Annotated in this window: 14 protein-coding genes; 6 read left to right on the top strand and 8 right to left on the bottom strand. The window is 72.2% G+C overall.

What is annotated here, in order from left to right; all coding sequences use genetic code 11:
- Nucleotides 1–71: 71 nt before the first annotated feature.
- Nucleotides 72–560 (top strand): MarR family winged helix-turn-helix transcriptional regulator, encoded by a 489-nt coding sequence (locus ACZ6R6_RS25170; protein WP_470097147.1) that lies wholly within the window; start codon nt 72–74, stop codon nt 558–560.
- Between the two features lie 190 nt (nt 561–750).
- On the opposite strand, the gene ACZ6R6_RS25165 is transcribed toward ACZ6R6_RS25170, so the two are convergent.
- From ACZ6R6_RS25165 to ACZ6R6_RS25155, 3 genes are all read right to left on the bottom strand, one after another.
- Nucleotides 751–1,140: an STAS domain-containing protein gene (locus tag ACZ6R6_RS25165; protein ID WP_470097145.1), complete on the bottom strand. Its 390-nt coding sequence runs from the start codon at nt 1,138–1,140 to the stop codon at nt 751–753.
- A gap of 89 nt (nt 1,141–1,229) precedes the next feature.
- Nucleotides 1,230–1,793: a DUF5994 family protein gene (locus tag ACZ6R6_RS25160; protein WP_470097143.1), complete on the bottom strand. Its 564-nt coding sequence runs from the start codon at nt 1,791–1,793 to the stop codon at nt 1,230–1,232.
- 313 nt (nt 1,794–2,106) lie between these two features.
- Nucleotides 2,107–3,168 (bottom strand): glycerophosphodiester phosphodiesterase, encoded by a 1,062-nt coding sequence (locus tag ACZ6R6_RS25155; RefSeq protein ID WP_470097141.1) that lies wholly within the window; start codon nt 3,166–3,168, stop codon nt 2,107–2,109.
- On the opposite strand from ACZ6R6_RS25155, the gene ACZ6R6_RS25150 reads away from it, so the two are divergent.
- Nucleotides 3,161–3,394, top strand: a complete 234-nt coding sequence (locus ACZ6R6_RS25150) for a hypothetical protein (protein WP_470097139.1) — start codon at nt 3,161–3,163, stop codon at nt 3,392–3,394. The genes ACZ6R6_RS25155 and ACZ6R6_RS25150 overlap by 8 nt on opposite strands.
- A 282-nt stretch (nt 3,395–3,676) precedes the next feature.
- On the opposite strand, the gene ACZ6R6_RS25145 is transcribed toward ACZ6R6_RS25150, so the two are convergent.
- Nucleotides 3,677–3,871, bottom strand: a complete 195-nt coding sequence (locus ACZ6R6_RS25145) for a hypothetical protein (protein ID WP_470097138.1) — start codon at nt 3,869–3,871, stop codon at nt 3,677–3,679.
- A 76-nt stretch (nt 3,872–3,947) separates the two neighbouring features.
- Between ACZ6R6_RS25145 and ACZ6R6_RS25140 the strand changes: the two genes are divergently transcribed.
- On the top strand, nt 3,948–4,217 hold the full coding sequence (locus tag ACZ6R6_RS25140) for a DUF1876 domain-containing protein (protein ID WP_470097136.1): 270 nt from the start codon (nt 3,948–3,950) through the stop codon (nt 4,215–4,217).
- Between the two features lie 83 nt (nt 4,218–4,300).
- Here the strand turns inward: ACZ6R6_RS25140 and ACZ6R6_RS25135 are convergent, their stop codons facing one another.
- Nucleotides 4,301–5,377: a TetR/AcrR family transcriptional regulator C-terminal domain-containing protein gene (locus ACZ6R6_RS25135; protein ID WP_470097134.1), complete on the bottom strand. Its 1,077-nt coding sequence runs from the start codon at nt 5,375–5,377 to the stop codon at nt 4,301–4,303.
- Nucleotides 5,378–5,675: 298 nt separating this feature from the next.
- Here ACZ6R6_RS25135 and ACZ6R6_RS25130 point away from each other — a divergent pair, with 298 nt between their 5' ends.
- Together ACZ6R6_RS25130 and ACZ6R6_RS25125 are read left to right on the top strand one after the other, a co-directional pair.
- Entirely contained in the window at nt 5,676–6,812 is a 1,137-nt protein-coding gene (locus ACZ6R6_RS25130) for an FAD-dependent monooxygenase (protein ID WP_470097132.1), read from the top strand.
- Between the two features lie 1,479 nt (nt 6,813–8,291).
- A complete protein-coding gene (locus tag ACZ6R6_RS25125) occupies nt 8,292–8,798 on the top strand; it encodes a VOC family protein (RefSeq protein ID WP_470097130.1) in 507 nt (168 codons plus the stop codon).
- Nucleotides 8,799–8,848: 50 nt separating this feature from the next.
- Here ACZ6R6_RS25125 and ACZ6R6_RS25120 read toward each other — a convergent pair whose 3' ends face one another.
- From ACZ6R6_RS25120 to ACZ6R6_RS25110, 3 genes are all read right to left on the bottom strand, one after another.
- Nucleotides 8,849–9,346: a hypothetical protein gene (locus ACZ6R6_RS25120; RefSeq protein ID WP_470097128.1), complete on the bottom strand. Its 498-nt coding sequence runs from the start codon at nt 9,344–9,346 to the stop codon at nt 8,849–8,851.
- Nucleotides 9,347–9,475: 129 nt separating this feature from the next.
- Entirely contained in the window at nt 9,476–9,793 is a 318-nt protein-coding gene (locus tag ACZ6R6_RS25115; RefSeq protein ID WP_470097126.1) for a DMT family transporter, read from the bottom strand.
- A gap of 5 nt (nt 9,794–9,798) precedes the next feature.
- Complete coding sequence (locus ACZ6R6_RS25110; protein WP_470097124.1) at nt 9,799–10,530, bottom strand: SDR family NAD(P)-dependent oxidoreductase; 732 nt, start codon at nt 10,528–10,530, stop codon at nt 9,799–9,801.
- A gap of 372 nt (nt 10,531–10,902) precedes the next feature.
- On the opposite strand from ACZ6R6_RS25110, the gene ACZ6R6_RS25105 reads away from it, so the two are divergent.
- On the top strand, nt 10,903–11,043 hold the full coding sequence (locus ACZ6R6_RS25105; protein WP_470097122.1) for a hypothetical protein: 141 nt from the start codon (nt 10,903–10,905) through the stop codon (nt 11,041–11,043).
- The last annotated feature ends 127 nt before the right edge of the window (nt 11,044–11,170 follow it).

Raw genomic sequence — 11,170 nt, 5'->3', positions numbered from 1 at the left:
CGGCCTCGCCCCACCGAATATCTCTACTTCTAGATAATCCCGTAGTAGAACTATCTTGGTATACTCACCGCATGACCACGAGCGCACCGTCCCGCACCGTCCCGGACCTGAGCATGCTGCTGACGCACACCGGTCACGTGCTGGCGACCCAGATGACGGCGGCCCTGGCCGAGCTCGGGATCACGCCGCGCGGCTACTGCGTCCTGTTCCACGCGATGGAGGCCGAGCGGACGCAGATCCAGCTCGCCGAGATCTCCGACCTCGACAAGACCACGATGGTGGTGACGGTGGACGAGCTGGAGAGGGCCGGACTGGCCGAGCGCCGGCCGTCCAGCACCGACCGCCGGGCCCGCATCATCTCGGTCACCGAGGAGGGCCGGCGGATCGTGGCCGAGGGGACGGAGATCTCCGACCGTGTCCACGCCGACGTGCTCGCGGCGCTCCCGGCCGACGAGCGCGCCCCCTTCGTCGGCGCCCTCGAACGGCTCCTCAACGGGCACCTGGCCACCCCGGTGGTGAGCGAGCGGCCGGTACGGCGGGCCCGCCAGTCGCGGACGTAGATCCGCGAAAACGGCCGCGCACGCGGCCCCGCCGGTCCCGGAGGTAGGCCCGCGGACGCGGGCCCGGGGAAGGCGGCCCGTTCCGGCCGTGCCCGCGAGCCCTCAGGAGGCGCCCCACCCCCCTTCCCCGGGGCGCCGTTCACTTCCCCGGGGCCCGTTTCCCTCGGAGCCCGTTCACGTGGCCGGGGTCTCAGTCCCCCCTCCGTGCCTGCCGCGGCAGCCTGGGCGTTCCGGGCTTGCCCGGGATGCCCCGGTAGACCGTGAGAACGCGGTCCAGGCCGGTCAGCCGGAGCAGCTCGGCCGTCTGGGAGCTGGGCTCGGCAAGGTAGAGGGCGATGCCGCGGGCTCTGGCGCGACGCTGGACGCCGACCAGCGCGGCCAGCCCGGACACGTCGCGGAAGGACACCCTGGACAGGTCGAGGATGAGCGGGCCCACGCTGGACCGCACCGCGCCGATCAGGCGTTCGCGCAGGGAGTGGCTGGTGAAGACGTCGATCTCACCGCACAGCTTGACGACGGTGACGGACGGGCGGACGGGCTGGAGCACCGTTCCGTCGGCCCGGCTCTGAAGAGCGGTCATGGGATCTCCGATCGAAGAAGGAACGAGGCTTCGGCCGGCCTGCGGCGCGCACGCCGCCGCGGACCGGATGGGCGGCAGCGCCCGGGCCGTCATGGGCAGGCGAGGGAAACAGGGCCGGCAGGCCGTCCGCCCTCCTGTGCACGGGCGGCCGGACCACGGGCTCCCGCGCATGGGGATCCGGCCGGGACAGGAGCGTGAACGGCGGTGAGGATGTCGATCGGACGTAGGCGGCCGGCACATGTGACGGCCAGCTCCAGGGCGTCCATGGCCGGGACGCACGCGGTGCCGGACGGGATCACCAGCAGGTCGACGTGATCCATGCCCGCTACGGACAGCCTGATCAGGCGGTGGTCGGCACTCCGTGACGGGCCCACCTCGACCTGGCGGCCACGCGCCGGGATACGGCGCGGGACGCCGTCCCAGACGTCCGCGTGCAGACCCACGCGCAGGACGGTACGGCCCAGCAGCCGATCCACGGCCGCGATGAGGCCGGGCAGCTCCACGCCGGCGTTCCGCGAATACGGCCACCACGCCCCGTCCACGAGACCCCGGTGGCCGGGCACGAGGTCCAGGCTGAGGCGTACCGCGGAGGAGGTGGTCATGGGGACGGCGGCCACAGAGGGCGCGATCCGGGAGAGAAGTTTCGGCGTCATGATCGATCGGCCTGACTCGGACCGGGAAGGACCGAAGTTGTGTATCGCCTAGGGCGACGCCGACCTGAATGCCAACGTGCGGAATGTCCTTGGTCTTCTCAGACTACTCCTCCGGACGGTCTCATCGCCGACATCAGGGAGTCTTCCCTCATCACGCCCGCGTCGGGCACCGGTCGCACGCGGGCGGGAGGCCGCCGGCGTGTGCCCTCCCCGCCCCGGTCGCGGCCGGGGCGAACATCCCGGGCGGCTCCCGCGAGGCCCTGGCGGCGCCGGCCCGAGTGAGGCCGCCGAGCCCTCCGGCCGGCCCGGACGGTCAGTCCCCTCCGAACATGCGGTCTCGCGTCACGCGCGCCACCCCGGGGTTGTCGGCGAACACCCCGTCCACACGGAGCCGGTACAGCCGCTCCAGCCAGCCCGTCACGTCCCCGACGGCCCGGCGGTAGGCCGAGCCGCCGGGACGGCCCCGCCGGTACTCCGCCGGGAGCTTGGCGTTCTCGTCGCGGATCGTCGAGACGTGGACCTGGAGACCGTAGCGGTGGGCGTCCCGGACGAGCGAGGTGGGCGGATCCGTCCTCCCGTCGGGTCCGACCGGCACGATCCGCGTGGTGGTCACGCCGATGCCGTCGGCGTAGGCGGCGATCTGCCGCAGCCCTTCCGAAGTGACGAGCTCGTCGCAGGTGGGAGCGTTGTCGACGGCGAGCAGATCGTACGGCGCGCTGTTGCCCGATCCGACGAGCTGGATCAGCCGCAGCCGCGTGAGGGCCCGGAGCCGCTTGAGGTTGCCCGTCTCGAAGGACTGGATGAACACCGGGTCGCACGCCTCGTCCCAGCCGTACCGCCGGAGGACCTCCAGCAGCGGCTCCTCGATCGGCAGCCCGATCGAGGCGAAGTAGGTCGGATATTTGATCTCGGGGTAGATGCCCACACCGTGTTTCTGCGCGAGCTTGACGATCTCCTCCAATGTCGGGATCTGCGCCTGCCCGTCGTATGCCGCGTTGCCCGGCCGCCGCTTGGGGAAGCGCTCCCTGGCGCGGAGGGTGCGCAGCTCGGCGAGGGTGAAGTCCTCGGTGAACCAGCCGGTCACCTGGCCACCGTTGATGGTCTTGGTCGTCCTGCGGGCGGCGAACTCGGGGTGGTCGGCGACGTCGGTGGTCGCCGAGAGCTCGTTCTCGTGCCGGGAGACCAGCACGTGGTCCTTGGTGGAGACCAGGTCCGGCTCGATGTAGTCGGCGCCCATCTGGATGGCGACCTCGTAGGACAGGAGCGTGTGCTCGGGCCGGAAGGCGCTGGCTCCGCGGTGCGCGACGACGATCGGCGTCCGGGCGCCGCGCCCGTGCCGGGCGGACGCGCCCGCGGACCGGCCGGGGGTGGGCACCACCGGTTTCGGGGGCCGGGCCCTGCGGGCGGAGCGGGCCGTACCGGCGGACCGGACCCCCTTTGACGACCGTGCCGACCCCGTCGACCTTGACGACCGGACCGCGCCCGCCGACCGGACCGAGGCCGCCGACCGCGGCGCGCGCGCGGACCGGACCGCCCCCGACGACCGGGCCAAGCTCACCGGCTCGACCAGGGTCACGCGCCGCATCGGGCCCGCGGGCTGAGCCGTCCCCGCGTGGCGGACCGGGCTCGCGGCCTGAACCAGGCTCACGGCCTGAACCGGGCTCATGGGGCGGGTAGGGCCGGCCGGTCGAGCCGGGCCTGCGGGGTGGAGGGCGAGGAGCGTCACTCCTCCTACGAGCACGGCGAGGACATTGAGCGACATTTTCCCGACCACCCGGGTACACCCCCACGTTCCTACTTCGCGGGGGGCACACTGGTACAAACAGTTCTACCCTGAGCGGCCGAACGGCTAACGATCGGCCGAGCCGGGAAGGCCCGGCGGGCTACCGCTCCCGGATCAGCGTGAGCCCCTCCACGCCGGGCAGGATCAGGCACGCGTGCGAGGCGCCGTCCGGCCGCGGGCCGTGGGCGAACCCGATGGAGAACACCTCCGCCGACAGCGGCCCCCGTCCGCCCGGGCGCGTGCGGAGCCGTACGGCGGGCGGGGATTTCCCCTTCTGTCGGACCCTGAGCGGCAAAACCCCACAATGCCGGGTCCAAGGACCCTTCCGGTAACGCCGACAGAGGCGCAGTCTTGAATGGGAGGTGTTGGTAATGGAATCAAAGGAATGGACTGTACAGATATTCATCAGCGAGGACGACGCCGACGCCGTCACCACCGCCAAGGCCGTGCTGATGACGGCGGACGGCAGGAAACGGGAATGCGTCGCATACGCCCGACGTAACCCGGATGACCAGCCTGTTCCGTCGATCGGCGACGAGCTGGCCGCCGGACGCGCCCTGTCCGACCTGGCCGGCAAGCTGATGCGGGAAGGCGCGGAGGACGTCGCCCAGATGGCGGGGCACGCGCCCAGAGCATGGTGAGCCCTCGCCCGTCCCAGGGCCCCCGCCGGCTCCGGCGGGGGCCCTGACCCGGCCTCGGGACGGACGGGACCGCCAGGCCCGTCTCATCGCCCGGAGTTCTGGATCAGCACGCCGAGGCCGTCGAGCATCGCCCGCAGGCCGAGCTCGAAGATCGCGTCGAGATCGAGGTCGTAACCGTCCTCCAGGTCCGCGACGACCCTGGAGAACGTCGGCAGAGCCCCCGAGGCGAGTTGCCCGGAGAGGACGGGCTCCTGGGTGTCCATCCATTCGTCTCCGGTGACGCCGGTGTCCGCTTCGGCCTGGGCCTCCGACTCCAGGTTCACGGCGATTCCCCGGACGTAGCTGTAGAGCAGGACGTGCACGTTGAGTATGGTCTCCGCGTCGAGGCCGAGGCCGTCCACCGCGCTCATCGTCCATTCGGCGTAGGCCATCAGGTTGGGCAGCGGCAGCGGCCGGGTCACCGAGCCGACCTGCGCCAGCCACGGGTGCCGCCGGTAGGTGGACCACAGCAGCCGCGCCACCAGTTCGAGACGCGCCCGCCACCCCGTGGGCGGTTCCTCCGGGTACCGGATCTCACCGCACGCCGCGTCGGTCATCAGCAGGACGAGATCTTCCTTGTCCCGTATGTGGCGGTACAGCGACATGGTGGCGACATCGAGCTTGGCCGCGACGCCGCGCATGGACAGGGCGTCCAGCCCCTCGGTGTCGGCGATGCCGATCGCGGCGCGGGCGATGCGCTCCCGGGTCAGCCCCTGATCGGGATCGTGGGCCGTACGGCGCGGGCCGGCCGGCCGGGACGGCGCCGGACGGGGCGCGGAGCGCGGCCCGGATCCGGGATGCGATTCGGCCCCGGACCCGGGCTGCGATCCGGGCCCGGACCTGGGCTGCGGCCCGGGCGGGGGCTCGCGGCGCGGCCCGGGCGGGGATCCGGGACCGGCCACCACGGTGCCGACGCGGGGCACCGCCTGCACGGCTCCCTCCTGGCGCAGGACGGTCAGGGCCTTGGTGGCGGTCGCGATCGCCACGCCCCACTCCCGGGCGACCTGCCGGGTCGAGGGCACCCGGTCGCCGGCACGGAGCTCACCGGCCGCGATGCGGCGGCGGATCTCGGTGACGATCCTCAGGTAGGGGGGATCAGGCTGGGCAGCGGGCCGGTTCACGATCGCCTTCCGTCCGGTGGAGCGGCCTGTACTAGTACAGGCGGACCTGCCCCGAGGGTAGCGGAACCCCTCGATGACCAGGTACAGCGCCGGCCCGGCGGATCACCACGGACGGACGCCCTACTCACTGTACTAGTGCAGAGCTTCCCGGGAATTCTCGGAAAGCCCGTGCTCAACAGCCATGTCGGGTTGCCTAACCGCATGCGTACGTCGTACATTCAACTGTGTACGGCGTAGCCGGCGGGGCCGTCACCGGCCGGCCGGATCCCCCTCCCCTCGACATCCGCCAGGAGCCCCCATGAGAGACCACGACATCCTCATTTCCGGTGCGAGCGTCGCCGGGCCCGCGCTGGCCTACTGGCTGCGCCGCCACGGCTTCAACCCCACCGTCGTGGAGAAGGCCCCCCGGCTCCGCCCCGGAGGTCAGGCGGTCGACATCCGCGGCGCGGCGCTCGGCGTCGTCGAGCGGATGGGGCTGCTGGCCGACATCCGGCGGATGGACGCCGCGATGCGCGGGATGTCCTTCGTCGACAGCACCGGCGAGGTGCTGCACAGCACCACCGAGGAGACCCTGACCGGCGGCGAGGTCGGCAGTGAGGACGTGGAGATCCTCCGCGACGACCTGGCCGGCATCCTCTACGAGGCCACCCGTGACGGCGTCGAATACCTCTTCGGCGACTCGATCACCTCCCTCGCGCAGGACGACGACGGGGTGCGGGTCACCTTCGAGCGGGGCGCACCGCGCACTTTCGGACTCGTCGTCGGCGCCGACGGCCTGCACTCCAACGTGCGCGCGCTGGCCTTCGGCGAGGAGTCCCGGTTCATCCGCCACCTGGACACCTACCTGTCGGTCTTCACCACCGACAACTTCCTGGATCTGGACCACTGGCAGGTGTTCCACCGGACCCCGGGGAAGATGTCCGGCCTCTACAGCGCGCGGAACAACACCGAGGCCAGGGCGGTCCTCGGTTTCGAGTCGCCACGGCTGGACTACGACTACCGCGACATCACCCGGCACAAGCAGATCGTGGCCGAGCGCTTCGCCGACGACGGCTGGGAGACCGCCAGGCTGCTGAAGGCCATGTGGGAGGCGCCCGACTTCCACTTCGACTCCATGAGCCAGATCCGCATGGACAACTGGTCCGACGGACGGGTCTCACTGGTCGGGGACGCGGGTTACTGCGGCTCTCCGCTGTCGGGTCAGGGCACGACCCTCGCCCTGGTCGGCGCCTACGTCCTGGCCGGAGAGCTCATGGCGGCGGGCGGGGACCACCGGGTGGGGCTGGCCCGCTACGAGGAGGAGATGCGGGACTTCGCCGCGCTGAACCAGGATTTCGCACTGCGGGTGAGCGAGTGGCAGAAGGACCAGAGCCGTCCGATGCCGGACATCCGGGAGCTGTCCAACGCCATCACGCTCAAGGACTACCGGAGCTGACGGGCACGGCCCGCCCCGGGGCGCGCCCGTGCGAGGCCGGTGGACCCGGCCTCGCACGCGACCCGGCGGTACGGCCAGGCCGAAGGTACGGCCGGGCCCTCCTGGATACCTCTGTTGTCCTCCGGCCGCCGATCGCCGGATCGCCGGATCGCCGGATCGCCGGATCAACGTCGCCCGATCACCTTGCGGCCGGTCCGCCGCCTGCCTGTCCGCTGCTTGCCTGTCCGCCGCCTACTTGTCCGCCGCCTACTTGTCCGCTGCTTGCCTGTCCGCCGCCGGCCGGTCCGGGCTGGTCCGGTGCCATCCCGGGGCGGATGATCTGGACGTCGGGCGTTCCCTGCCTGGGGTGCCCGCCCAACCACTCACCCAGCCGCTTGGCGCTCCAGCCTCGGGGCCGCTCGGTCTCCCAGCCCCCCCGCCGGTCCACGCCCGCTCCCCGGTAGCGCCGGGGACCCGGGCCGTCGGCCCGCTCGCCCCTCAGGTCTCGGTACCGCCGGGGACCCGGGCCGTCGGGCCGGCCGAGTCCGGGGTCGCGGTACCGCCGGGAATCCGAGCCGCCCGGCCGGCCGAGTCCCGGATCACGGTAGCGTCCGGGTCCCAGGCCGTCGGCCCGCTCGCCCCTGAGTCCCCGGTGCCGCCGGATCGTCCCCTCCTCCGACTGCCTGGCGGCCGGCCCTCCGTACGCCGGTCCCCGATACCGCCGGGGATCCAGGCCGTCAGGCCGCTCGACGCCCGGCCCCCGGTAGCGCCGGGGCATCAGCCCGTCGGGCCGCTCGGTCCTCGATCCCCGGTAGTGCCTGGGCATCAGCCCCTCGGGCCGCTCGGCCCTCGATCCCCGATACCGCCGGGGATCCAGGCCGTCAGGCCGCTCGACGCCCGGCCCCCGGTAGTGCCTGGGCATCAGCCCATCGGGCCGCTCGGCCCGATGCCCCCGGTAGTGCCGGGACCGCGGCCCGTCAGGCCGCCCGAACGCCCGGCCCCGGTGCCGGCCGGCGGGCGGTTCCGGCTGCCTGACCGTCCAGGCCACATGCCGCTTGGGGGTCGAGTTCCCCGGCCGCTTGACCACCCAGCTCGGGGACCGGTTGGACGTCGGCTTCGAATGCTGGACGGCGCCGATCGCCGCCACCCCTATGAGTACGGCCAGCACACCGGCCCGTACGACGCTCATCTGCGCACACCCCCGCTTTCCGATCTGTCGGGGGGTCCGCTTGTACAGAGATCTCTCTACCCGGTTGGCCGGGCAGATAACGATCATAGATCAGAGCCGCCCAGGTCATCGAGCACCGCGCTCGCGTCTCGACCAGCGGGTACGCGCTCCGTAGAACGGTCCCGCCCGGCCCGCGCCGGCATCGCCGGAGCCTTCGCCGCCCGGCTCGCCCCGGCCCGTCCGGCACAAGAGGCCATATGGGACAAGAATTGACCTAGATGAACCCTAGAGTCGGTAACACGTTCCGGCACCACGACGCAGGAGGCAGGCTCATGTCCGTCAAGGCGATTCCCGAGGGCTACACCACAGTGACGCCGTGGATCATCTCCCGAGACACCGCCGCGGTCATCGACTACGTGACGGAGGCGTTCGGCGCCGAGGAGATCGCCCGGGTCATCGACGCCCGCGGGGTCATCGGTCACGCGGAGGTCCGGATCGGCGACGCGATCGTGATGCTGTTCGACGGCCATCCGGACTGGCCGGCGACGCCGGCCTTCCTCCGCCTGTACGTCGAGGACGCCCACGCCGTTCATCGGCAGGCCGTCGCGGCCGGCGGCACGTCGATCACGGAGGTCACGCACCTGTTCTTCGGCGACCTCGTCGGACGCGTGCGCGACCCGTTCGGCAACGTGTGGTGGATCCAGACCCGCGTCGAGGACGTGAGCCCGGAGGAGATGGAGCGGCGCCTCAGCGATCCGGGGTTCACCAAGGCGATGGAGTACCTGCAGCGCCCGGACACCGAGCTCTTCCCCCGCGGGGCCCACGAGCCCAGCCGCTGAGCATCCGCCCCGCTCCGCCGGAGACGGCGTCGGCCTCCGGCGGAGCCGTGTCAGGCACGCGGCAGGCGGGGCGTGCGGCGGAAATAGTCGTTCGCCGCCGGGGCGAACATCATCGCCATGGCACCCAGGACGGCCACGAGGTGCACGATCCGGCTCCCGGCGAACACGAACGACATCGCGTCGGCCTCCGCGACGGCCTGACCGAGCGAGTTCCCGTCGAGCAGCCACCGGATCGGCTCGATCACCAGGGAGATGGTGCCGAAGACGCCGAGGGTCAGGGCGAGGGCGATACGGGCCCAGCCACGGCCCTGCCGCAGGCGGACGGCCATGAAGATCGCCACCGCGAAGACCGCCAGCCGGAACCCCAGCCCCCCGGCGAGATCGGCGAACGACGCCGACCCGCTGACCAGCGCGCCGGTGACGGCCAGGGCGGCTTCGAAGGCGCCGGCGCCGACGGCGGTGAACCAGAGCGCCGAGGCGGTCTTGACGGCCGCCGGGACGGCCGGCGGGCTGTTCAGGGTCTGCGGTGCGTACTGCTGCGCTGCCATGGAAGGCACCTCCGGAGGGGGGATCGGGTATGCCCAGAGTCTTTCTCGCGCGGCGGGCCGGGACATGCCCGCCCGCACCCTGATCCTGAGTAGGGAGGGCCCTACCGGCGATCCGGGGCCGGGGGCGCCTCAGTCGCCCATGACCCTGAGCCCGACGACACCGGCCAGGATCAGGCCCAGGCAGGCCAGGCGGAGGGGGGAGGCGCTCTCGCCCAGGACGAGGATGCCGGCCGACGCCACGCCCAGCGCGCCGAGCCCCACCCAGACCGCGTAGGCGGTGCCCATCGGCAGGGCGCGGAGGGCGAAGGTGAGCATCGCGAAGCTGAGCGCCGCGGCCGCCACGCCGATGACCGCCGGCCACGGCCTGGTGAAACCGTCCGAGCGCTCCAGCGCCGTGGCCCACACGACCTCCAGCAGCGCGGCCCCCACGAGCAGCAGCCAGGCCACGGCGGTTACGCGGTCGCGCCGGCGTCGACGGTGACGGACGCGCCGGTGATGTTGCGGCCGCCCTCTCCCACCAGGTGCGCGACGGTGGCGGCGATGTCGTCGGGGCTGCAGTAGCGGTCCAGCGCCGTGTAGCCGCGCTCCTCGTCGGCTCCGGGACCGTCGGCGGGGTTCATCTCCGTGTCGGTCGAGCCGGGGTGGACGAGGTTGGCGGTGATGCCGCGAGGGCCGAGGTCGCGCGCCAGTCCTTTGGTGAGGCCGATCAGCGCCGACTTGCTCATCGCGTAGAGCGTCCAGCCCGGATAGGGCACCCGCTCGGCCAGGCTGCTGCCGATGGTGACGATCCTGCCTCCCGCGGTCATATGGCGGGCGGCGGCCTGGGCGAGCAGGAAGGACGCGCGCGCGTGGATCGCCAGCGTCCGGTCGACCTCCTCCGGTGTCACCTCCTCCAGCGGCCCGTAGGGGGCTATGCCGGCGTTGTTGACGAGGATGTCGAGCCGTCCCAGCTCCGCGACGGTGCGTTCGACCGCGCCGGCCAGCGCGGCGGCGTCGGCGGCCTGGGCGGCGACGGCGACGCCGCGGGCGCCTACGGCTTCGATCTCCTTGACCACCGCGGCGGCGCGGTGGGCCGCGCTCGCGTACGTGATGGCCACGTCCGTGCCGTCCGCCGCCAGGCGCCGGGCGATCGCGGCTCCGATCCCGCGGCTCCCACCCGTGACGAGTGCGACTTTGCCTGTCATGCCTGCCTCCACCTGACCGGATAAACGGAACTGATTCCGCTTAAATCTAAACGGAACCAGTTCCGCTTAGCAAGCAAGAAGCGGAACTCGTACTGACGGGATCAGCGTGACCAGGGGAAGGCGGCACGCAGTGCGGATCGGTTGACGATGAACGCGGCTGGTACGAGGGTGGGGGCACCCGCGATCTGCATCGCGACGGACCGCGGCGGGAGGGCACCGGGGATGCCGTCGATGGCGATCTTCGGGCTGTCCCAGCCGGCGCCGGCACGGCACTGACCGAACCGCGTGACCCGGTCAGGGGGATCAGCCCAACGGCACCGTGGAGATCACCAGCCCGGCGGGCGGTCCGACCCGCGTGAGGATGATGCTGCCATGCGAATCGTCGTAGCCGAAGACCTCTACCTCCTGGGCGACGGGATGGTCCGCCTCCTTCAGGCGTACGGGCACGAGGTCGTGGCGACGGCCACCACCGGTGGGGGGACCGCCGCGTCCTCGGCGTCCTCACCTACCTGAACAAGCCCTGATGCGCCCGACCCGCGGATACGGGTGGGCCTTGGAGGAGGGGGCGCCACGCGGGTCGGGATCCGGCCGGAGCCGGAGAGGGCCGCACGCCGTGCCGTGACCTCGAGGGGGCCACGTG

Source organism: Streptosporangium sp. NPDC048886 (assembly GCF_055586905.1).
Note: the sequence above shows the minus strand (reverse complement) of the source record. Positions and strands in the feature narration are given on the sequence as shown.